This window comes from Taibaiella lutea, assembly GCF_008629695.1.
In the GTDB taxonomy this organism is placed as follows: Bacteria; Bacteroidota; Bacteroidia; order Chitinophagales; family Chitinophagaceae; genus Taibaiella; species Taibaiella lutea.
This window is the reverse complement of the sequence record NZ_VWSH01000002.1, coordinates 305,252-327,850: the sequence shown is the minus strand read 5'-3', so window position 1 is coordinate 327,850 and position 22,599 is coordinate 305,252. Positions and strand designations below refer to the sequence as shown.

At 39.9% G+C, this 22,599-nt stretch carries 20 protein-coding genes; 7 read left to right on the top strand and 13 right to left on the bottom strand.

Going from position 1 to position 22,599, the window contains the following annotated elements:
* The 12 genes from F0919_RS08570 to F0919_RS08515 all read right to left on the bottom strand — a co-directional run bounded on the left by F0919_RS08570 (position 1) and on the right by F0919_RS08515 (position 12,493).
* Positions 1-1,065, bottom strand: coding sequence for a 3-oxoacyl-ACP synthase III family protein (locus F0919_RS08570; RefSeq protein ID WP_150032337.1), 1,065 nt, complete (start codon positions 1,063-1,065; stop codon positions 1-3).
* A gap of 102 nt (positions 1,066-1,167) precedes the next feature.
* Positions 1,168-1,428 carry an acyl-CoA-binding protein gene (locus F0919_RS08565; RefSeq protein ID WP_150032336.1) on the bottom strand — a complete coding sequence of 87 codons (261 nt, stop codon included), beginning with the start codon at positions 1,426-1,428 and terminating at the stop codon, positions 1,168-1,170.
* Positions 1,429-1,452: 24 nt separating this feature from the next.
* Positions 1,453-1,902 carry a DUF2147 domain-containing protein gene (locus tag F0919_RS08560; protein WP_190277321.1) on the bottom strand — a complete coding sequence of 150 codons (450 nt, stop codon included), beginning with the start codon at positions 1,900-1,902 and terminating at the stop codon, positions 1,453-1,455.
* Positions 1,903-1,998: 96 nt separating this feature from the next.
* The gene (locus F0919_RS08555; RefSeq protein ID WP_150032335.1) at positions 1,999-2,502 is read right to left on the bottom strand and encodes a DUF4442 domain-containing protein; all 504 of its coding nucleotides are present in this window, start codon (positions 2,500-2,502) and stop codon (positions 1,999-2,001) included.
* Positions 2,503-2,509: 7 nt separating this feature from the next.
* Positions 2,510-2,962 (bottom strand): acyl-CoA thioesterase, encoded by a 453-nt coding sequence (locus F0919_RS08550; RefSeq protein ID WP_150032334.1) that lies wholly within the window; start codon positions 2,960-2,962, stop codon positions 2,510-2,512.
* A gap of 76 nt (positions 2,963-3,038) precedes the next feature.
* Positions 3,039-4,379, bottom strand: coding sequence for an SGNH/GDSL hydrolase family protein (locus F0919_RS08545; RefSeq protein WP_150032333.1), 1,341 nt, complete (start codon positions 4,377-4,379; stop codon positions 3,039-3,041).
* Between the two features lie 21 nt (positions 4,380-4,400).
* Entirely contained in the window at positions 4,401-5,630 is a 1,230-nt protein-coding gene (locus F0919_RS08540; protein WP_150032332.1) for an OmpP1/FadL family transporter, read from the bottom strand.
* 112 nt (positions 5,631-5,742) lie between these two features.
* On the bottom strand, positions 5,743-7,554 hold the full coding sequence (locus tag F0919_RS08535) for an acyl-CoA dehydrogenase family protein (protein ID WP_150032331.1): 1,812 nt from the start codon (positions 7,552-7,554) through the stop codon (positions 5,743-5,745).
* Positions 7,555-7,733: 179 nt separating this feature from the next.
* Positions 7,734-8,111, bottom strand: a complete 378-nt coding sequence (locus F0919_RS08530) for a GxxExxY protein (RefSeq protein WP_150032330.1) — start codon at positions 8,109-8,111, stop codon at positions 7,734-7,736.
* 113 nt (positions 8,112-8,224) lie between these two features.
* Positions 8,225-9,403, bottom strand: coding sequence for an acetyl-CoA C-acyltransferase (locus tag F0919_RS08525; protein WP_150032329.1), 1,179 nt, complete (start codon positions 9,401-9,403; stop codon positions 8,225-8,227).
* A 103-nt stretch (positions 9,404-9,506) separates the two neighbouring features.
* Positions 9,507-11,885 carry a 3-hydroxyacyl-CoA dehydrogenase/enoyl-CoA hydratase family protein gene (locus tag F0919_RS08520; RefSeq protein WP_190277320.1) on the bottom strand — a complete coding sequence of 793 codons (2,379 nt, stop codon included), beginning with the start codon at positions 11,883-11,885 and terminating at the stop codon, positions 9,507-9,509.
* Positions 11,886-11,929: 44 nt separating this feature from the next.
* A complete protein-coding gene (locus tag F0919_RS08515) occupies positions 11,930-12,493 on the bottom strand; it encodes a TetR/AcrR family transcriptional regulator (protein WP_150032327.1) in 564 nt (187 codons plus the stop codon).
* 186 nt (positions 12,494-12,679) lie between these two features.
* Here F0919_RS08515 and F0919_RS08510 point away from each other — a divergent pair, with 186 nt between their 5' ends.
* From F0919_RS08510 to F0919_RS08490, 5 genes are all read left to right on the top strand, one after another.
* Entirely contained in the window at positions 12,680-13,234 is a 555-nt protein-coding gene (locus F0919_RS08510) for a hypothetical protein (RefSeq protein WP_150032326.1), read from the top strand.
* 38 nt (positions 13,235-13,272) lie between these two features.
* A complete protein-coding gene (locus F0919_RS08505) occupies positions 13,273-14,088 on the top strand; it encodes a purine-nucleoside phosphorylase (protein WP_150032325.1) in 816 nt (271 codons plus the stop codon).
* A 162-nt stretch (positions 14,089-14,250) separates the two neighbouring features.
* Complete coding sequence (locus F0919_RS08500; protein WP_150032324.1) at positions 14,251-17,268, top strand: ligand-binding sensor domain-containing protein; 3,018 nt, start codon at positions 14,251-14,253, stop codon at positions 17,266-17,268.
* 32 nt (positions 17,269-17,300) lie between these two features.
* Positions 17,301-17,939, top strand: a complete 639-nt coding sequence (locus tag F0919_RS08495; protein ID WP_150032323.1) for a response regulator — start codon at positions 17,301-17,303, stop codon at positions 17,937-17,939.
* Between the two features lie 149 nt (positions 17,940-18,088).
* The gene (locus tag F0919_RS08490) at positions 18,089-18,385 is read left to right on the top strand and encodes a hypothetical protein (RefSeq protein WP_150032322.1); all 297 of its coding nucleotides are present in this window, start codon (positions 18,089-18,091) and stop codon (positions 18,383-18,385) included.
* Between the two features lie 208 nt (positions 18,386-18,593).
* Here the strand turns inward: F0919_RS08490 and rimM are convergent, their stop codons facing one another.
* On the bottom strand, positions 18,594-19,109 hold the full coding sequence (rimM, locus tag F0919_RS08485) for a ribosome maturation factor RimM (protein ID WP_150032321.1): 516 nt from the start codon (positions 19,107-19,109) through the stop codon (positions 18,594-18,596).
* Between the two features lie 436 nt (positions 19,110-19,545).
* Here rimM and F0919_RS08480 point away from each other — a divergent pair, with 436 nt between their 5' ends.
* A complete protein-coding gene (locus F0919_RS08480; RefSeq protein ID WP_150032320.1) occupies positions 19,546-21,810 on the top strand; it encodes a penicillin-binding protein 1A in 2,265 nt (754 codons plus the stop codon).
* 261 nt (positions 21,811-22,071) lie between these two features.
* Positions 22,072-22,503: a hypothetical protein gene (locus F0919_RS08475; protein WP_150032319.1), complete on the top strand. Its 432-nt coding sequence runs from the start codon at positions 22,072-22,074 to the stop codon at positions 22,501-22,503.
* Positions 22,504-22,599: the final 96 nt, after the last annotated feature.

Below are 22,599 nucleotides of genomic sequence, written 5' to 3'. Positions count from 1 at the left end.
TTAGATACGATAGGCAATCGCATTGATATTCATGCCCGCACCCACTGATGCAAACAAAACAACATCGCCTTTATTCAGGTTATGCCCTTCCATATTCCCTTTGCGAACAAGGTCGAATAAGGTCGGAATGGTTGCTACAGAGCTATTTCCCAGATAATGAATGGTCATTGGCATGATGGATTCCGGTGGGGTATCAATGCCATAGAGTTTGTAAAAGCGTTCTATAATGGCATCATCCATTTTTGCATTTGCCTGATGAATAAATATTTTCTTTAGTTCCTGAATGGGAAGACCGGTTTTATCAAAACAATCTTTCATTGCGGCGGGAACGTTTATCAATGCAAATTCGTAAATCTTACGGCCCAGCATTTTTATATAGCGGGTTTCAGGCTCATGGCCTTCTTTATTCGATTCACCAAAGTATAAATAGTTAGCTTCCTGATAAGTATGTGTCTGGTGCGACATGCTAAGTATGCCTTCGCCTTCGCCTTCCACATGTTCCAATATGGTTGCACCTGCGCCGTCAGCATATATCATAGAATCCCTGTCGTGCGGATCGGTTACTCTTGATAATGTTTCCGTACCAACAACCATAAACTTTTTCGCAGTGCCATTCTGAAGAAATTGCTGCGCAATAATCATGCCTTCCACCCATCCGGGGCAGCCAAACATAATATCAAAAGCAACACAATTAGAATTCTTAATCTTAAGGTTGAATTTAATTCTTGAAGCAAGGGAAGGAACCGTATCCGATTGTTTATTACCAAACTTAACATCTCCATAGTTCTGAGCAACAATAATACCGTCTAACGTTTCGGGATCAACACCGGAATCGGCAAGTGCACGTTGAGCGGCAATTGTACCGAGGTCTGAATTTTGCTGTTCATCTTCCGCATACCGCCTTTGCTCAATACCTGTAATAGATTTGAATTTACTGATTATCCTTTCATTGTCTTGATCAATCCGGGATTTATCGATATCATAAAATGTATGATCCAGAAATTCCTTTTCATCAATAACTTTTTCAGGTATATAGCTTCCCGTTCCGGAAATAATAATGGACATTAAGTAGGCTTAAAATTTGTGTGCGTCGAAGATAATGTAGAATTGTCGAAATGCGGTTCAAATGACGAAACAATTCTATCAACGAAACCTATATTATTCTTGTTATTCGGATTTTAAAGCTTGAATCAAATCAATATATTCCTGCATTGCCTCATCAAAACCCTTGCCCTTCAACGTTTTCCATGATTCGTGTTTTGCTTTCGCTACAAAATCAAACATGCCAAAATCAGTCTCTTCAGGTGCATCGCCTGCTGTAGCCTGCTTATACAATCCGTATATTTTCAATAAAGTGTCATTGTCCGGTTTGGATGTCAGTGTTTTGCTGTCCGTTACAGCCTGGTCAAACTTTTCCTTTAAATTCATCAGTCACTATTTTATAATGTAATCTTAGTTGCTTCGTACCCATGTTGTTGTGCGGCCAATTAAAGAAATACCTATATACCCTCTGATAGACAAGGTATTGGCATCTTTAACGGTAATCTTGCAGCTGTAGGTCTTGCCGTTCTTAGGGTCGTAAATAGTTCCGTCTTCATAAGAAGTATCGTCATCTTTGTTAAATCCTTTAAGAATAAGCAATCCCATGATGGGTGTGGCTTTCATGTTTTCCTTCGGATTATTGATATCTGTTTTGGGCTTCCCGTCACGGTTTGGTTCTTTTAGCCATACGATTTTACCATAGAACTTACCATCCCGCGCTTTATAAATTTCAATCTTGGCATCCTTTTCCTGATTCAGCCAATTGCCTTCCACTTTTTCTTTTTGGGCATTGGCAGCAAATGTGGTTCCCAACAGCAACAATAAACTGCTTAATATAAATGCCGAAATTTTCTTTGTCATAATATTTTAGATTTTAGAAGTTAGATGTCAGGGAACAAACAGGATTAATTGCCGGGTAACAACGTGTTTATTTTCTCAAACAATATAAATCAATATTCAAACTGTCTTTACATGTTTCCATGCTTTTATCTGCCAATTAATAAGCCCGGTACAAATATGATTTTTTGCTTCATCATATACTTCAACCGTAAATTCTTTAAAAATGGCTGCTTCCTGCTGAAGCGGGGTTATTATTTCCTCATTGAGGAATTTATCCGTTAATCCAAACGCGGCAAAGACATCTGTTTTTGCCTGGTAATGATAAGTCATCTGAATATTCTTCAGGATAATTCTATATTCCTTAGGATTCAATGCCGTCAACAAACTCAGCCCTGAAACATATTCGCAGAGTGTTGCCAATAAACATGCATGAATGCTCTTTATGTGATTTTGGTTGTTGCGGACATTTTTTGCTTTTACCAAAACGCCATCATCATTTATTTCAACAATCTTTATGCCATGCGGTTTATTGAAAGGCACAGCATGCAATAATCCTGCATTCAGCAACCACAAATGGAAACTACTTTTTCGGGCTTTGCCGAATTGCTGTTTTAAATTCATGTGGATGCTATTTCTCTGTTACAGCTTCTAAAATGAAACCTTCAGCCTTTGGTAATTCTTCCAGAAATTTTTTATTAAAATCACCCGGCGGAGCCGCCAGCTTACGTTTCATCATATCGATCCATGCACCGTCAACATTCACTCTTGCAGCAAGTACCTCATCTTCCCTGAAAATTTCCTGTGTAAATGACCAACGGGAGCCATCGGCGCGGCATTTCGTCAATAAACAGGTTACGCTAACCGTATCTCCCGGTTTTACTTCTTTATAATAAATACTTTCTTCCCTGAACAATATAGGGCCTATCTTATTTTGTTGCATTACGCCGGCTGTCATTCCCAATGTTTCCAGCATTTCGACCCTTGCCTGTGCAGCAAAGTCAGCATAAGCGCTATGGCGCAGATGCATATTGGCATCTATCTGCGACCATAAAACTTTAGATTTAAGAAACACTTTATTCATCTGTTCTTCTTTGATCCGCACGAAAATTAAAAACGGGCATGCTATGGAAATAGCTCCCATACACTTATCTGATAATTTATGGAAACAATACGCCGTTCTTACTATTGATATCAACCATTGGTAATGTGGAATGATAGGTAGTATTGATAACTCTTAAAATTTCGTTGGCAATCAATGCATAACCACGAGGTGTTAAATGCACGCCATCCAAAGAGAATGCACCGCCGGTAACGAAAGTAGGGTTATAGCTCACACCGTTCCAGGTAATGCCTGATTGAAGCGAACTAAGGTAAGCGTTGGCATCTACATATCCCAGATGGTTTTTGGTTGCAACATCTTCAATTACCAAATTGAAAGCTGTGGTAGCAGACTTAACATTATTTACCTCTTGCATGTCTAAAACATAACCGTCAGGAATAGGCACTACACTACCCCATCCCAAACATTTCAGATTATTCTGAGGAATGGATAAACAAACGTATTCACCTTCTTTAATCTGCCTTATATTTCCGGTAACAGAAGAATCGGCTATTACCCAATAGTTGGCGCCAACATTGAAATGAATACCATTCAATCCGCCATAGGCAGCATTCAATGAATCTGCTTGTCCCTGACGAGTTAATACCAGGCCTTTAATTGGAACGGTCGTAAAATAAGGTATAGCCGTAACATCCGGAATGTTAATCAAAACACCTTTTGCATTCAATGCCATCAAAGCATTAACAGAAGCTTCATAGCTTGCTTTAAATACAGACAAAGGAGAAATATCACCAATTGCAACGCCACCATTGGCACCAGTACCGCCTGATGTAGCATAACCTAACACGTCGTTGCTGCCTAACCACATTGTAAAGAATGTAGGCTTAGCCAATAAAGCCTGATCAAGTGGTTTTGTAGAACCTGGATTTGTATAAAACCTTGCTGAATAAGGATTAAAGATGCCATAACCAGTCAAAGTATAATCAATACAACGGATGCCCGGCACGCCCTGGTTATTGAATGGCCCTTGTGAAGCAATGCTTGCAGAGCTTCCGGCAGTATCAATCGGCAAGGCATAAAAAACAGGGCTCAGACTTTTAACACCCAGACAATCGGTACTATATCCCATAACACGTCTTGGGTTGTAGCCTGCCGCAGGAACGATAGGCCATCCGGCTTCACCCGGCAACAATGGTTGCTTAAATTCACCGCCGCCTGCCAGCTGGAATTGTGCTGCAAGCATACTGGGATAAGAATTTTCCTGTCCGCTTCTGTATAAAGTTCCATCTGAGAAACCGGATGTCAATGAATTACCGATAGCGATATAATTGGAAAAATCAGCATCGCCGGCAGTTGGTTTTTCCGGTTCGATTTTTGATTTGCATGAGGCTATGCAAAGTGCAGCGCTTGCTGCTATTAGAAGGTATGATTTTTTCATTGTAGTATTTTTGTAGAGCAATTAAAATGAATAAGAAAGTCCGATAGCAGGCAATAAGCTTTTGATTTGATAAGCACCAGAAAAGCTTGCAGGATCATAACTCACTTCATGTTTTGGTGTTGTAGTATAGTTTAGCGCAGCCATAATCGTTAACTTCGGTAATGGCTGATAAGTAGCGCCGCAAGACAATGTAATTCTGTCTGCATCTACAGCATCCGGTGACAATAAATTATCTTTTGTCGGAGTAGGATCGTAAGCACCACCGGCCATTACAGCGAAACTCTTGCTGACATCATAATGTACACCTAACCTGTAAGCAACTGTATTTTTATAAGAACGGGGATCATGTGTATCCTGAACGGCTTTGTTTTCAGCAAAATCAAAACTTAAAGAATCATATGTTTTCCAACCTGCAAAAACAACATCAGCCTGCACCATGAAATTTTCACAAAACCTGTATCCTGCCCCAACAGTAAGAATAGAAGGCAAAGGCAATTTTGTAGCAAAATTTGTATTAGGAAAATTACCTGCAACAGAAGAAGGAACATTAAAAGTTGCATCGCCGTTGTTTACTTCCATATTTACTTTAGAGCGGTAAGAAACGCCAAACTGCAAATCTTTGGTCGCTTTGACCTGCACACCAAGGTTGTAACCATAGCCACTTGCATTTCCGTTGAGTCTTGCTTGTCCGTTATTACCATTCAAATCCTGCAAAGGAATCGCTTTATTGATATCTACGGTACCAATGGCATACACAAACCCTGCACCAATTGAAACATAATCATTGATGGCATAACTTGCTGTCGGCTGAATAAATATACTGTGCAAAGAAATATCTTCAACAATAAAGCGGCCTGCCCAATTATTTCCCCAATCCAATCTGCTACCGAATGGGGTATAAACACCTACACCTACAGCCAGCCTGCTGTCTTTCATTAAAGGCCCACCCACGTAAATTGCAAAAGGAGTAGAGGTATGAGATTGTGTTGAAGAAGAATAGCCACCGGTAGGCGTTTGAATATATTTTACATTAGGCTGTACAAAATTTACACTTCCATAAGCTTGTATTCCCTGAAGCCTTGCCAGACCACCCGGATTAAAAAAGATGGTTGATGCATCCCATGGCCAGGCAACTCCCGTACCGCCCATCGCTGTTTGTCGGATACCTTGCAAATTGAGTTGAAAGCTACCGCCAAATGCCATTGATGAGGCAACAATTGCGGCTGCAGTTAATGTGCAGATTTTTTTCATTTGTCTGATTGTTTATTAATGAGTGATATTAATTTGCTTTGATAATAATCAAGGTAGCAATTTTTAAAATAAAAAAGAAGGAATGACCAAAAGTATTCCTTCTGTAATTTATTTAATAGCAATATTTATTAGCCCCGATAAGCTTTGCTGCAATGATTCTGCGCGCTTCAGTAGTATTGAATTCATCTGTTTTGGTAAAGCGTTTCAAGCCCATCAGCATCATACGGCGCTCATCGCCATCGGCAAATGTATTCAATGCATTACGTCCTGCCGTATGGATGCGTTGTGCAGCATCAAAAATATAAACTTTAGCCATTGCAACCTTCTCTGCAGCAGCAGCTTCACCGATTTTTCCAACCAATTTCTCAACACGTAATAGCACAGATTCACTTACATAAAGTTCTATCAGCATATCCGCAAGATACATGATAACCTCCTGCTCCTTGCTTAAGGATTGCATCAGTTTCTGAACGGCTGCACCGGCAGTCATCAGGATTGCTTTTTTGAACCCTGAAATGTATTTATGTTCCTTTACAAACATTCCTTCTTCCGCAGCTCCGAAGTCAGGAATGCTCATCAGCTCACCAGCTACTTTCTGAGCAGGCCCCATCAAATCCAATTCACCTTTCATCGCACGTTTCAGCATCATATCAACGGAAAGCATACGGTTGATTTCATTTGTACCTTCAAAAATACGGTTGATACGCGCATCTCTGTAAGCTCTGTCCATTGGCGCTTCCGCGCTGTAGCCCATCCCTCCATATATCTGCACCCCCTCGTCTGTAACATAATCCAGTACTTCGGATGCATGAACTTTAATAATGGCCGCTTCAATTGCAAATTGTTCGGTGCCTTTCAATTTTGCCTGTGCAGCATCCATGCCGCCGGAAATATAGGCGTTGGTAGCATCTTCAATATTCTGGGAAGCACGATAAGTGGCTGCTTCGGAAGCATACGTACGAATAGCTTGCTCTGCCAGTTTATATTTTATAGCACCATATTTCGAGATAGGACGACCAAATTGTTCGCGTTCATTCGCATAATTTACCGCAGTGGAAATAACGGCTTTACTTGCACCAATGGCGGCACCACCCAATTTAATACGGCCCAGATTCAGGATATTAACCGCAATCTTAAATCCGTTCTCTCTTGTGGATAAAAGATTTTCCACAGGCACTTTACAATCATTGAAAAACACCTGACGGGTAGAGCTTCCTTTAATACCCATCTTATGTTCTTCCGCATTCAGAGAAAGCCCTTCAAATCCTTTCTCAACAATAAAGGCACTTAAATTTTTATCGTCATCAATTTTTGCAAATACGGTGAAAATATCTGCAAAACCTGCATTGGTAATCCACATCTTCTGACCATTCAGAATATAGTGTTTGCCATCGGCCGAAAGCACCGCTTTTGTTTTACCGGAATTAGCATCAGAACCTGCACTTGGTTCTGTAAGACAATAACATCCTTTCCATTCTCCGGTGGCTAATTTGCTGACATACTTTTTCTTTTGTTCTTCGTTGCCGTAATAAAGAATAGGCAAAGTACCGATACCGGTATGTGCAGAAAGAGCTACAGCAAAGGAATGTCCGGCACCAAGGATTTCAGTTGTAAGCATAGATGTTACAAAATCTTTTCCTATGCCATTGTATTCCTCGGGTACGCTCATACCCAACAATCCCAATTCACCGGCTTTGTCAAGCAATGATGGCATCAAACCTTCTTCCTGTTCATCAATGCGGGTGAGGTTTGGGTCTACATTTTGCTTTAAAAAATCATGGCACATTTCAGCAATCATGACCTGCTCTTCACTCCAATCTTCAGGAATAAAAATATCTTGTGCGGAAGTGTCTTTAATGAGGAATTCGCCTCCTTTGATAGAAGTAAGATTTGAGGTTTGAGAATTGAGATTATTATCTGACATCTTGTTTTATATTTTGTAGTTATTTAGTTATTTATTTTTAACCGCAAAGTTCTTTTAAGGTACGCAGAGGTAAGATGATTTATTAGACAGAAAAAAAGTCCACAAAGGAATGCTATAGCATTATTTGACTCATTTTTTACAGCTCCTACTTTAACGCTTAGCGCGGTTTAACATCATTATTAAATTCCATTAGCTACTCTTCTGATTCCATCTTTCAATCTTAGAACATTAAAATTCATTAATAGGCCGAGCTTGAACCTACCAAGTTTCAAATAAGACAAGACTTGTGCCAAATGCAAATCATTCAACTCTTTTACGCTTTTCAATTCCAATACTAACTTTTTTTCAACTAATAAATCAATCCTGTATCCACAATCCAATTCTACCCCTTCAAATGAAATTGGCATCGGTTTTTCAATCTCAACATACAATCCAGCCGTTTTCAGTTTATAATACAAACAAGCTTGATAGGCACTTTCCAAGAGACCAGGCCCCAAAGCTGTATGTACATCCAATGCCAGTCCAATCACTTTATTTGATAATTCATTCTCGGTCATTTCATTAGTTCATTGTTTTTTTAAAGGAATTAATCTTTGTGGTCTTTTTTTTTAAAAAAACTTATACCTTAAATAATTTCTTTGCGGTTCTTAAGCTCTTTGCGGTTATTCATTTACATCATTTCAAAAATTCCAGCAGCGCCTTGCCCTGTTCCGACACACATACTTACCATACCGTATTTCTGATTTCTTCTTTTCAATTCATCCAATATCTGAACGGTCAGTTTAGCGCCGGTGCATCCCAAAGGATGTCCCAATGCAATTGCGCCACCATTAACATTCACTATATCAGGGTTCAATCCCAACTCCCGGATAACAGCTATAGATTGTGATGCGAATGCTTCATTCAATTCAATCAGATTAATATCATCCTTTTTCATGCCTGCAAGCTTCAAAGCCTTTGGTATGGCCTCAACAGGACCAATACCCATAATGCGTGGCGGAACACCTGCCGAAGCATAACTGACCATACGTGCAATAGGAGTAAGATTATTTTCTTTCAGGAATTGTTCGCTTACAATCATCACAAAGGCAGCTCCATCACTTGTCTGCGACGAATTTCCTGCAGTTACACTTCCACCTGCGGCAAACACCGGTTTTAATTTTGCAAGTGCTTCTAATGAAGTATCTGCGCGCGGGCCTTCGTCCATAGCAACCGTAAATTCTCTTTCTTTTTTCTTTCCGCAGTTAGCTCCGATATAAGTTTCCTTAATGGTTAATGGAACAATCTGTTCGTTGAATTTACCATCAGCAATCGCTTTTATTGCCTTCTGATGGGAGTTATAAGCAAAAGCATCCTGATCTTCGCGGCTTACTTTATATTCTTTTGCAACCTGCTCTGCAGTCAGTCCCATGTTCCAGTAATAATCGGGATGCGCCAATGCTGTATCTGCATCGGGTACTACACGCCAGCCACCCATTGGAATCAGGCTCATGCTTTCAGAACCGCCTGCGATAATACAGTTTGCCATACCGCTATGGATTTTGGAAGCTGCAATGGCAATGGTTTCCAGCCCCGAAGCACAATAACGGTTTACCGTCATGGCCGAAACTTTGTCCGTATTGAAACTCATAAGCGAAACAAAACGCGCAAAATTCAAACCTTGTTCTGCCTCCGGCATCGCATTCCCGACAATTAAATCATCGACTTGCTTTGCATCAATTTGTGGGACAGAAGCCATTAAATGCTTTATTATATCTGCCCCTAAAACGTCAGGTCGTGTAAAACGGAAACCTCCTCTGGTGGCCTTCCCTACAGCCGAGCGGAATCCTGCTACTATATATGCGTTCATATCTTTTAGATGTTTTTTTACCACAGAGTTCACAAAGACTTCCGCAGAGTTCGCAAAGTCTCTGTGTTCTTTGCGTAATACTTAATGTCCTCTGCGGTTATTATTAATTTCTCAACACTTTTCCACCTGTCAATATCGACTGTATCCTTTCCAATGTTTTCTTCTCTGTTGTTAAACTCAAAAAAGCTTCTCTTTCCAAATCCAACAGGTACTGTTCACTGACTTCGGTTGGTTGCGATAAATCGCCGCCTGCTAATACGTAACCTAATTTCTGAGAGATTTTCACATCATGTTCGCTGATATAGTTTCCTGTCAACATAGAGTTGGCACCGAGGTAAGCTAAACCTAATGCAGTTTTGCCAAGTACTTTAATATCTTTTCTGTGCGCGGGTTGTACATATCCTTCGTTGGCCATTTCCAGACAAGTAGCTTTAGCCTCTGCTAATAAGCGATTCAATGAAATAACAACTTTATCTTTCCCTGGTCTTAAATAGCCTAATTCAAATGCCTCCTGCGCTGATGTTGAAACCTTTGCCTGTCCTATGGTGAGGAATCTGTCACGGAATGTGTTCAATGCTACATCGCCTTCGTGTAATGAATCGGAAAGCCTGACAGCAAATTCTTTGGAACCGCCACCGCCGGGGATTAAGCCAACGCCGAATTCTACCAATCCGATATAAGATTCTGCATGTGCTACAACAGCATCGGCATGCATACACATTTCACAACCACCACCTAAAGCCATGTTATGTGGTGCAACTATGACTGGTATTGCCGAATACCGCACGCGCATCATGGTATTCTGAAACTGACGGATGGCAAAATCCAACTCATCATATTCCTGTTCTACCGCCATCATAAAAATCATGCCTACATTGGCTCCGGCGCTAAAATTGGCGCCTTCATTAGATATGACCAACCCTTTATAATCCTTCTCTGCGATATCAATTGCCTTATTAATTCCTTCAATAACTTCACCACCGATACTATTCATTTTGGTATGGAATTCCAGGTTCAGAATACCATCACCGATATCAGTAAGTGTTGTACCGCTGTTCTTCCAGACCGTTTTGCTTTCTCTTATATTTTCCAGCAATATAAATTCTTCCGTACCCGGAATTACTTTGTATGATTTGGTCGGAATATCGTAGAACAAACGATGCCCATTTTCAATTTTATAGAATGACGTATTACCGGCTGACAACATATCGTAAACCCATTGCGCAGGTTTATTACCGGATGCTTCCATTGCCTTGACAGTAGCATCCACACCCAATGCGTCCCATGTATCAAAAGGGCCTAATTCCCAACCATAACCGGCTTTGATAGCATCATCAATTTTATAAAGTTCATCCGATATTTCAGGAATACGGTTGCTGGAGTAAGCGAACAAAGGGAATAGAGTTGCACGATAAAAATCACCGGCTTTGTCTTTTGCCGCTATCAGCATTTTAAGACGCGTCTTTAAATCATCTATTGGTTTGGTAGCTTCCAACGCTGCAAACTTTACTTTTTGAGATGGCTTATATTCCAATGTCTTTAAATCCAAAGCATGAATTTCGCTTTTACCGCCTTCACCTTTTACTTTCTTGAAAAATCCCTGCTCCGTCTTGCTTCCAAGCCATTTGTTTTCAATCATCTTATTGACGAAGGCCGGTACTTTAATCATTTCTTTAGCTTCATCATCAGGAACATTTTCAACCAGACTGTTTGCGACCAAAGCCAATGTATCTATACCAACAACATCTGCTGTCCTGAAAGTTGCTGACTTCGGACGACCAACAACAGGCCCCGTAAGCTTATCAACTTCTTCTACTGTCATGCCTGTTTTCTCCACATATTGCAATAAGCTCATCATGCTGAAAACACCTATACGATTGCCTATAAATGCAGGCGTATCTTTTGCAAGTACAGTTGTTTTACCTAAATACTTCTCACCATAATGCATAAGGAAGTCAATGACTTCAGATGATGTGTCCGCTGTAGGAATGATTTCCAATAATTTCAGGTAGCGCGGCGGATTAAAAAAGTGTGTGCCGCAGAAATGCTTTTTGAAATCTTCGCTCCTGCCTTCTGCCATTAAATGAATGGGAATACCGGAGGTATTGGAAGTAATCAGAGAGCCGGGTTTACGAAACTGTTCCACCTTTTCGAAAACCTGCTTTTTAATATCAAGTCTTTCAATCACTACCTCAATCACCCAATCGCAATCTTTAATTTTCGGCATATCATCATCGAAATTGCCGGTACTGATTCTTTTCGCGAAAGATTTACTGTATATCGGCGAAGGATTCGACTTTAATGCAAAAGCGAGCGCATCATTCACGATTTTGTTCCTTGATTTTGCATCACCCTCTTTTACATCTTTTGGAACGATATCAAGCAAAAGCACTTCCAGGCCTATATTGGCAAAGTGACATGCAATACGGCTCCCCATCACTCCGGAGCCTAATACTGCAACTTTCTTTATTATTCTGTTCATTATGTTTGAAATTGGAATTTTGAAATTGGAATTTGTTATTTCTTCTAAACAACAGCTATCGCACTCCAGGCTGCGTCAAAGAATTTCTGCTTTGCACCTCTTTTATTCAAATCTGTTTTATGTGCCAAATGCAATTTTATAATAGTGTTCATCGGGCCATGAATCAAAGAAAGTAAAATGGAATCAGGGATATTCCTGATGACACCTTCCTTTTTACCAACGCTCATCATTTTATATATGGGCGAAAGCAACAGGAAATTATCATTTTGATTTTCTTTAAACAGGAAAGGGGCATAGGTGTATTGCTCTATGAAGCTGAAATTATCGGGTTGTGTCAGGTAAAATTCTATGGCATTGTTCAGCATATCATAGAAGTTTTCTTTTACAGGCTTTTCATCTTCATAACCTTGCAGTACGTGTTGGTTAAATTCATTTACTATCATGGAATACAACGCATTTATCAAATCCTCTTTACCTTTAAAATAAAGATAAATGGTACCTGCAGCCACATTTGCCTCTTTTGCAATGTTTTTCATGTTCAAATGATAAAACCCTTCACGGTTCACCAGCTTGAGCACACTTTTTAAAATGGCCTGTTTTTTATCCATAAAACAATATTAAGCAAAAAAATGAATGAACGTTCATTTTTAGAAAAAATTTCCTGTTGAATTATCCTCCTTCTCTTTTTCTTAAAGAATAGCTCAAATATGTGTATAACTTCTTAACGTTTCTTTTGATAATTCATCATAGTATAAATATTTTCGCTCATTGTTTTGTATCAAAACGTTTTTTCTATGGTGTCAAATAATTTAAAGGAAGACTTAATCCGTGATTTTCTGGATCAGAAAAAAAGCATCAATGAACAATTGTTGCTTATTGACCCCATGGCGGCTTCTTTGCGCAAACCTGCCGCCAAAAGACTTTTTCACAATGGTGTAATCATTCTGCTTGAAATAATTGCCTGGCTCCTGTTTCTCGGTTGTATTGCTTTAATATTCTTAATGGATCGGATTACACCGTTTCATATCCTGAATCGCCTTATCCATGATTCAAGCTTAAGAGAACATTATAGTTTCGCAGATTTTGATTTATTGCATTGGGCCATTATAGCTCTGGTAGCGCTCGCGGGAATTTTGTTTTTCGTAATTACGAGAATGCTTGCTTCCATAAGAATGAAGAATACGGTATTGAACATAGCAGGCCGTAATATGAAATCGCTGGCAGAACAAATGCTGCATCGTAAAGCAGTCATAAATTCTTTTGAGCAACGCTACGAACTGGAATTACCTTCCGACACAGATTCTATTGTAATACAAAACCCAAAACCACATAACGATATTTTATTGTAAAATAAAGATATAAATCACACACACATTTTTTCACACTCATGCTATTTGATAAAATAAAAGAAACAACAGCATTTATACAATCCCGTATACAATCAACACCAACTATCGGAATCATACTGGGTAGCGGTTTAGGAGAACTGGCAAATGCGCTGATTGTAGAAAATACAATCCCTTATTCCGAAATACCCAACTTTCCTCAAAGCACAGTAGAAGGCCATGCCGGCAAGTTACTGTTTGGAAAACTGAATGGAAAAGATGTGATAATGATGGCCGGCCGTTTCCATTACTATGAAGGATATGATATGCAGGAAGTAACATTTCCGGTAAGGGTAATGAAAGCTTTGGGCGTGCAGACGCTGATGGTTTCAAATGCGGCAGGCGGAATGAATCCTGCATTCAAAGTGGGTGATATTATGCTTATATCCGATCATATCAACCAGTTTCCCGAGCATCCTTTACGTGGTAAAAATGATGAAAGGCTTGGTACACGTTTTCCTGACATGAGCGAACCTTATTGCCTGAATCTTTTTACCAAAGGCCTTTCTATCGCCGCACAATTAAACATCCCCGTTCAGCAAGGTGTGTATATCGGATTACAGGGGCCTACTTTTGAAACACCGGCTGAATACAGGTGGCTCCATACCATTGGCGGCGATGCGGTAGGCATGAGCACGGTGCCGGAAGTGATTGTGGCCATTCACGGTGGCATGAAAGTCTTTGCGGCAAGCATTATCACCGATATGGGCGGCATGGAGATTCCTGAAAAAGTTTCCCATGAAGAAGTATTGGCTGCAGCAAATATTGCCGCTCCCAAGCTGTCGGCTATCTTTACCGAGCTGGCAGGGCAGATATAGTATTATTTAAAATAAAAAAGACAGAAAATTTTTGCTATAACGTGAAAACTTTCTGTCTTTTTTATTGTTATCACGTTGTTTATAAAGGACTTGTGATTTAGTACATTTCATTATCATCTCACAATTGTTTATCTTAGCCAAAACGCCAATTGTACTCCAAAGATGATTCCATGTTTCCGACATCCAGGTGCAGGCCTGAAATATCTGATTATTGTATCGTTCCTTTTTTTAATTCATCTTATACATCCTTCGGTATTACAAGCCAAAGCTGTTCTGTATGACGGAAGAGACGGATTGAACAGTAATGACGTAAAATGTATTTCAAAGAACACCAGAGGACTTATCTGGATAGGAACTTTTTATGGACTCAATATCTTTGACGGGTATGCTTTCTCAAAATTTCAGGGTCCTTTATCCGATAAGTTTATTACAAAACTCAAAAACAATCCTAAGACCAATGAGCTTTGGGTAGGTACCGCTACTGGAATTTTCAAAATAAATCTCAGTACGTTGAAAACCGGCAAGGTCAATTATCTTGGCGATCGTAAATCTATTTATTCTATTTCCCAGACGCAGGCTATTTGCCTGAACGATCAGGAAGTCTATTTCTCTTTTGGCCGTGGTTATATAGCAAAGGTCATTAATAATGAGGCTTTCAAGATAGTTTGCAGGCTTCCCGATTCAGGCTCGGTCATCAACGAATTAGTACCTTACGATAAAGACCATTTAATTGCCAATAACGGTTCTTTGCAGTTAGTTGATTTAAGAACCGGTAAGTCAGAATCCATAAAAGCTTTTGAGAAATTGGGGAAGCTGCATTCTCTGATACAAAAGGGAGATAACCTGCTATTTTGCGGAGAAGATTCTAAGGTTTACATAGCAAATATCAAAAGCATAGCAGGAAATCCGGTTTCCAATCCGACTATTAAGTCATATAAGCTTCCGTATAAGCTCATCACAGCATCATTAAATGATAACAAGCTTTATTGTCTTTGTGAAAATTATAGTTTCCTCATTCTTGACCTTGCAACCAATAAAATTGATGACATTTCACGTAAATATCCCGATATATTTGAAGGAAAAGTATTTGCTTCCCTCTCTATAGATGAAAATAATATTGCCTGGATATGTACCAATAAAGGTATTATTAAAGTTCAGGAGCGCTCCATCAGTTTCAGCAAAGAATTATCCAATATTCCGGAGAGGGTAAGCACGAGAGAAATTTACCAATGCAGCAACGGAGATATGTATGCCTGTTCTTATGCAGGGCTTTGGTACTTGCAGCATGGTTCCAAAGTCTGGAAAAAATACGGCACCCAAAGCTCGGTAAATATTAAAAACATGGTTGTCAGCGGCGGCTATATACAACCCATATCTCTGCTGCTACATCCGGCGGGCGACTTTTTTTATGTTGGCCTGGATGCACATAATATTTTAAAGTTCGACATTAAGAAAAAAATGTTCGAAGACCTGGAAATCAATTATGCCGATTCAACTGAAGTGCTGAACAGCGTTGCCGACATGGAAATGGATAAGAACGGTAAGATATGGCTGGCCAATTCAGACGGATTAGCAATTTATGATACTCAGACAAATACAATTACTTTTCACAGGAAAGATAAATTTGACATAGGCAGGATCAGGGTAAAACAATTGTATCATGACAAGGCCAATAACAAAATGTATGCTGCCAGTATATATGGCTTGTTTGTGCTGGATGTTGATAAGGGCCTGATAAAACACTATACTACCAACAGCGTTCCGGCGCTCAGCAATAATGATGTGTTTTTTGTAAGTAAGGATAACAGAAATAATATATGGATTGGCACGAACGGCGGAGGTATCAATATGATTTCCGCAAACGGAAAGGAAATAAAATATATCCGCAGGCAAGACGGCCTGAGTTCAGAAGTGGTATACAGCATGATCCAGGAAAGCGATAATATTTTCTGGTTCGGAACTTTTAACGGACTGGACAGGTACCAGAAAGATAAAAATTCGTTCACCAATTTCTTTGAAGAAGACGGATTAAGCTCCAATGAATTTAACCATAATTCTTTTCTCAAAACAAAAGAAAACCAGTTCTATTTCGGAAGCATCAACGGCATTACCACTTTCAGGCCGCAACAATTTGTACGGCAGGTCCCATTCCATATTTATTTTGCGGGCCTTTCAAGATGGGACGAAAAATCACAATCTGTACAGTTATTCCTGCAGGACCTTAAAACGGGCAGTAATATCGAGAAAAGCCCTTCGGATCAATTAGTGGAATTACATTTTGGCTGTTCCGATTATTCCGATCCGCAAAGAAATGCTTACAGCTACCGCATCAGGGAAATTTCGAATAATTGGATTTCGCTGGAGGAAAGACATACCTTGAATATCGGCGGCTTGCCTTATGGTAAATATACACTGGAAGTAAAAGCCACCAATGCACGTGGCGGCGCATCTTCCAATATCCTGCTTTACAACCTGAATATCCGTCAACCTTTTTACAGAACATGGTGGTTTTTTGCATTGGCGTTACTAACTGTCGGTCTGCTTTTTTACGGCGCTTATCTCATCAAATATCAGTCTTTTAAGAAGGTACTTCACCTCAGAATGAAGATTGCAAGCAATTTGCACGACGAAGTGGGCAGTTTGCTAACCCGCATAACCATGTTTTCAGAGAATTTAAGATACAGCAAAAACAATGAAGAACAACGTAATATCAAGCTCGAAAAAATTGCGGTGCTGAGCCGGAATGCAGTAGCATCAATGAGTGACGTACTTTGGACCATAGACTCGCGCAATGATTTTGCTGGCAATTTACTTGACAGGATGCGCGAACATGCAGAGGAAATGCTTTTTCCTTTAGGAATAGATGTTAACTTTGTATTGGCTGTAAACGACCTTAAAAGGCATATTGACTCCGATACCAGGGGGGAAATATACCTGATATTTAAAGAAGCCATAAATAATATAGCTAAACACAGCAACGCTACGCATGTAGAAATTTATTACAGTTTCCATGACAGGCATTTCCATCTGAAGATTTCCAACAACGGCATAAAAGAGTCGGTAAGCGAAATTTCAACCGGTCAGGGCCTGGACAATATGAAGATGAGGGCTAAAAAGATCGGGGCGCAGATTACAGTGGAAAAAAGAGATGATAATTTCATTATTGAGTTAAAGGACTAAACTTATAAGACCAGCATACAAAAAAGAACCAAATGACAAATAATAAGCTGAACATTGCAATAATAGAGGATGTAGAAGATATCAGAGAAAACCTGAGGGAATATCTTGAAAGCAAGGACGATATCAATTCTGTACTGGCGGCATCCAGCATGGAAGAATTTTTTGCAAAAAGCAGCTCGGAAAACCCGCCGGACATTGTCCTGAATGACATAGGCCTTCCTGGCATGAATGGCATTGAAGGCATTAAAATGATTCGTACTTTGTTTCCTGAAACAGATATTATTATGCTGACTGTATTCAGTGACGGCGATAAGATATTCAAATCCATTTGCGCAGGCGCAACCGGCTATGCATTGAAAGGCACACCGATGCCCGATATATATAAAGCCATTCTTGAAATCAAGGCAGGTGGCAGCTATATGTCGCCATCCATTGCAAGAAAGGTAATGAACCACTTCATGCCTGAACGCAAATTCAAAACAGAAAACCTTACGCCAAAAGAAAAGCAAATTATCGAGGCCCTGACAGAAGGCTTAAGTTATAAGCTGATTGCCGACAAGCTTGGCATGTCTATGGACACGGTTCGTTTCCACATCAAAAATATTTACCGCAAGCTACATGTAAACAGCAAGGCAGAAGTAATCAGCAAAGCGTATAGAGGGGAGATTTAAGTACTGCGTACTGTTTGTTTAAACACTTTTAAGAAATAAAAAAAATCGCCGGATATTTTTAATGCCCGGCGATTTTTTCATATAGGCATCGATCAGATTTTAAAATGAACTTTTTACGCCATTAAACGTATTCTAAAAAATATTTTATTATGAAAAAGCTCACTATCCTTATCTGTGCAATTGCATTTTCTTTTACTTTTTCCGCTGATGCACAAACAAAAAGTAAATCAGTAGGTAAGCGTATTTCCAATACCGCCGATACGGTTGCCTTAAAAACGAAGACGACCACTAAGAAAGGTGTTGCAAAAATCGTTGACAAAACTTATGACGGTAAACAAGGCCCTAACGGCGAGACTGTGTACATAGACAATCACAGTAAATACTATTACATTAACGCCAAAGGAGAAAAGAAATATATTGCTAAAGCGGAACTGAAAGACAAATAAGACTGAATTTAAACGTTTTACAATAAAGCGAAACAGCTGGATTGGCTGTTTCGCTTTATCTTTTTATATGTTTTAACTGCATCGTGATGCAATATTCCGAACTATAAAAGCAGGGTTAAAAGTGTTGACGATGTAGTAATAGCACCAATAGCAGGGGTTAAAAGGCAAGATTATTAATAACTATTACAAACAGCCTTGTTGTACACACTTATAAATATACATCCAGTAAACCATCCGGTAAAGAAACCACAATAGTCTTTGTAACGCCGTCAATGCTTTTTATGGTAGAGTCTATCAGCGGAATGATAACCTCCTTGTTTTGGTATTGAATAGTAGCTACGACCTGGCCGGGCGTTTCAAACATATCTTCAATAATGCCCAGCTCACCTAATGCCTCATCAATAACCTTAAAACCTATCATATCGCCGCTCACCGCTTTTGGTTTTAATTTGGCATACACCTCATTTTCGAGATACACCTTCTTGCCCGCAAGCGTCTTGGCAAGCTCCATAGAATCTATTTCATCCAGTTGCAGCAATACCTCTTCGTGGTTAAGCACGCTTTGCGATTCAATAAAATAGGGGATATAGCTTTCCCTGCGCACCTCCACAAAAATATGCGGTATTTTACTCCATATATTTTTCCCGTCCAGCTGATGCCTGAGCACCAGTTTTCCGTCCAAACCATGCGACCCTGAAAGTTTTCCTATATATTGATAAGACATTGCCGTTATTTCTATCTTGTTTTAAGTCTGCAAAGATAACTGACTCTTTCTGTTAAAGAGAATTATGAAAGCTGAAATATAATAGCAATGCATTGAAAGCCATTGTCCACCTTCTTAGTGAAACTTTGTGGAATCTTTGTGATACTTTGTGTAACAGCTATTCATGACCCTGAAAAGCTAAAATATAATAACAACACAGCATCACCGGCCATTTTAATCATCCAACCATCATAACCATTTAACCATTCTTAATCATCAATCCATCTCAACCATTCTTAACCATCAAACCATTTAACCATTATCACCCCATTAAACGTTAAACCAATTGCCTTTGCTTCATTTTCTTTGCCGTTAGGCTAAAAAGTGTTTTTTTTACATCTTCATTTGTGCGTCACTTTTTAAATCTTGCCGCGCAAAATAAAATATCGGAATATCTATGTCGAGGTCTGTAAAAATTTTATGGCGTGTGTTTCTTGGCGGCTTAGCCTTCTTTGTGGTGCTTATAACCATTATCAGCCTCGGATGGCTGGGTTATATGCCATCTATGAAAGAACTTGAAAACCCGCAAAGCGCCGTTTCATCCGAAGTATATGCTTCCGATGGCAGTTTGCTGGGTAAATATTATATCAAGAACCGTTCCAACTCTACCTTTGCAGAAATTTCGCCTAATGTGTTCAATGCCCTGGTAGCAACCGAAGACGAACGTTTCAAGGAGCATTCCGGCATTGACGGCATGGCAGTATTAAGAGCTGTGGTGTTTTTAGGAACAAAAGGCGGAGGCAGCACCATCACGCAGCAACTGGCATTGAATTTATTTAACGACCAGCGGTCTTCCAATAAAATAGTAAGAATAGTACAAAAACTGAAGGAATGGGTAGTGGCTGTTAAGCTGGAAAAAAACCTTACCAAAGACGAGATCATTACGCTTTACCTGAACACTGTACCCTTTGGAGACAATACTTACGGCATCAAGAACGCATCGCTTACCTTTTTCAATAAAAACCCTGATAAGCTAACGCTCGAAGAAGCAGCCGTATTGGTGGGCATGCTTAAAGGAAATACGCTTTATAACCCCAGAAGGCATCCGGACAGATCGCTGGCAAGAAGGAATACGGTTATAGACCAGATGCTGAAATATGGCTATATAAATGAATCGACTGCGGCAGATGCAAAACAGACGCCATTGGTACTGCATTACCAACGCATAGATAACCATGAAGGCCCTGCTCCTTATTTCCGCCAGGTGGTAGAGCAGGAAGTAAAGAAATGGTGTAAGGCACATGAGAAGGATAACGGCGACAATTATGATTTATACAAAGACGGCCTGAAGATATATACCACCATCGACTCCCGTATGCAACGTTATGCCGAAGAAGCCGTGGAAGAACATATGCAGGATTTGCAGGCTGCTTTCGTTGCGCAACCGAAAATAAAAAACGGAACCATCTGGAACTCAGGCCATCCGCAGGAAGCATTGAAAAGCATGGTACAACGCTCTGACAGGTACCTCAACATGAAGGAAGACGGCATGAGCGAAAAAGATATCATGAAAGAATTCAATAAACCTGTAAGCATGAAGATATTTTCATGGAAAAGCAAAACGCATACTATTGATACTGTTATGTCGCCTTTGGATTCCATCAAATACATGCGAGCCTTTTTATCTGCCGGTTTTATGGCAATGGATCCTTTCACCGGCGAAGTAAAAGCCTGGGTAGGCGGTATCGATCATAACTTTTTTCAATACGATCACGTAAACATCGGCACCAAAAGACAGGTAGGTTCTACCATAAAACCTTTGCTTTATACCCTTGCAGTAGATAACGGGTATTCGCCCTGTAGCTCTGTAAGCACCGAACCGCAACAGTTTGCAGGACAAAAAGCGCCTTATAATGCCGGAGGTTCCAAATACGGTAATATCTCCATGAAATTCGCTTTGGCAATGTCTGTCAACAATGCCTCCTTATATCTGCTTAATCAGGTAACCATTAACAGCTTTATCGACTTTGTCCATAAATGCGGCATCAGCAGCAATATAGAACAGGTGCCTTCCATTGCTTTAGGCGTGTCTGATATTTCGCTCTTTGAAATGGTCTGGGCTTACAGCATGTTCCCCAACAGAGGCATTAATACCGAACCCATTTTCATCACAAAGATTGAAGACAAGAATGGCAATATGCTGCAGAATTATACACCTATCCAAAAGGAGATTGTCAATGCGCAAACGGCTTACAAGATGGTACAGATGATGAAAGGCGTAACCGAAATAGGTACTGCAAAGCGGCTTCGTTACAGGTACGGCCTTGATGGCGATATGGCAGGCAAAACAGGTACTACTAATGATCAGTCCGATGCATGGTTCATTGGCTATACCCCTCAACTATTGGCAGGCGCGTGGGTCGGATGCGATGACAGGTTCTTAAGATTCAGTAGTGAAGCACAGGGACAAGGCGCTGCAGCAGCATTACCTATCTGGGCATACTTCTTTAAAAAATTAAGGTCAGACAGTAAAACAGGCATTACGGGAACAGCCACATTTGTGCCGCCGCCTAACTTCAATAATTGTGGCGATCTTGGTGCAACAGGCGGCGAATATTACGGTGACCCTAACGCAGAAGTTGACAGCGCCGGAAACCCTGTCAGGAATAGCGATACCAGCGAACCGATAGAAGAAATACCAACCACGGAGTGGAATAAATAGAAATTCATGGAGAAACAGCAACAAATTTGTTGCTGTTTTTTTGTGTCGATCAAGATGCTGCCTTTAGCAGGTATTGTTTTAAAAAATCGCACTGCCGCTGATTTACAGAATCTTTAAGGCTTGAATAATTGATAGTTTCACTTATTGATAAGCATCATTTTAACATCGTCATATACCTTTTCAGAGTCAACGATTCGCGCTTCAAAAAAATTTTGAAATATATTTGCGTTATCCGGTTTTTATAATTAATCAAAATAAATAATGACGTTTAATTTTCTGAAGGTTTCTTGTCTTGTTATCACCCTTAGTTTTACTTATTGTGCAACTATATGCGCACAGGTACATAAAGAAGAGACACATTTAAGATCAAAACAAATAGTCATAAATAGCTTCGAATGGACATTTGACAAAACAACAGGTATTGCACGGGCAAGCATCATTATTGCTAACAATTCAGAACTGGAAATAAAATCAATAACGGCGCTTTTTACCGGCCAGGCAAAAAATGGCGTAATACTGCAAAGCAGTGGCATACGTACTATAAGAAGGAAGTCTGTGACGGAAAGCATCCTGCCTGATGAAACAAAAACGATTGTTATTGATAAAGTATTTAAAAATCAGCAACTTGCAACGCTGAATCTGATACAGCTGGAAATCGTATATGCCAATGGTTCTGTTGAATTCATTAAATAAATCAAATAATAAAATAAAGCTGCCGGCAAAATTTGCCGGCAGCTTTATTTTATCTTCCATTCCAACAGGAACAAAGAAATGACCTGTTGATATAAT

Coding starts and splice junctions, on each gene's coding strand:
- F0919_RS08570 (WP_150032337.1), bottom strand. CDS start 1,065: ATGTCCATTATTATTTCCGGAACGGGAAGCTATATACCTGAAAAAGTT.
- F0919_RS08565 (WP_150032336.1), bottom strand. CDS start 1,428: ATGAATTTAAAGGAAAAGTTTGACCAGGCTGTAACGGACAGCAAAACA.
- F0919_RS08560 (WP_190277321.1), bottom strand. CDS start 1,902: ATGACAAAGAAAATTTCGGCATTTATATTAAGCAGTTTATTGTTGCTG.
- F0919_RS08555 (WP_150032335.1), bottom strand. CDS start 2,502: ATGAATTTAAAACAGCAATTCGGCAAAGCCCGAAAAAGTAGTTTCCAT.
- F0919_RS08550 (WP_150032334.1), bottom strand. CDS start 2,962: ATGAATAAAGTGTTTCTTAAATCTAAAGTTTTATGGTCGCAGATAGAT.
- F0919_RS08545 (WP_150032333.1), bottom strand. CDS start 4,379: ATGAAAAAATCATACCTTCTAATAGCAGCAAGCGCTGCACTTTGCATA.
- F0919_RS08540 (WP_150032332.1), bottom strand. CDS start 5,630: ATGAAAAAAATCTGCACATTAACTGCAGCCGCAATTGTTGCCTCATCA.
- F0919_RS08535 (WP_150032331.1), bottom strand. CDS start 7,554: ATGTCAGATAATAATCTCAATTCTCAAACCTCAAATCTTACTTCTATC.
- F0919_RS08530 (WP_150032330.1), bottom strand. CDS start 8,111: ATGACCGAGAATGAATTATCAAATAAAGTGATTGGACTGGCATTGGAT.
- F0919_RS08525 (WP_150032329.1), bottom strand. CDS start 9,403: ATGAACGCATATATAGTAGCAGGATTCCGCTCGGCTGTAGGGAAGGCC.
- F0919_RS08520 (WP_190277320.1), bottom strand. CDS start 11,885: ATGAACAGAATAATAAAGAAAGTTGCAGTATTAGGCTCCGGAGTGATG.
- F0919_RS08515 (WP_150032327.1), bottom strand. CDS start 12,493: ATGGATAAAAAACAGGCCATTTTAAAAAGTGTGCTCAAGCTGGTGAAC.
- F0919_RS08510 (WP_150032326.1), top strand. CDS start 12,680: ATGGTGTCAAATAATTTAAAGGAAGACTTAATCCGTGATTTTCTGGAT.
- F0919_RS08505 (WP_150032325.1), top strand. CDS start 13,273: ATGCTATTTGATAAAATAAAAGAAACAACAGCATTTATACAATCCCGT.
- F0919_RS08500 (WP_150032324.1), top strand. CDS start 14,251: ATGATTCCATGTTTCCGACATCCAGGTGCAGGCCTGAAATATCTGATT.
- F0919_RS08495 (WP_150032323.1), top strand. CDS start 17,301: ATGACAAATAATAAGCTGAACATTGCAATAATAGAGGATGTAGAAGAT.
- F0919_RS08490 (WP_150032322.1), top strand. CDS start 18,089: ATGAAAAAGCTCACTATCCTTATCTGTGCAATTGCATTTTCTTTTACT.
- rimM (WP_150032321.1), bottom strand. CDS start 19,109: ATGTCTTATCAATATATAGGAAAACTTTCAGGGTCGCATGGTTTGGAC.
- F0919_RS08480 (WP_150032320.1), top strand. CDS start 19,546: ATGTCGAGGTCTGTAAAAATTTTATGGCGTGTGTTTCTTGGCGGCTTA.
- F0919_RS08475 (WP_150032319.1), top strand. CDS start 22,072: ATGACGTTTAATTTTCTGAAGGTTTCTTGTCTTGTTATCACCCTTAGT.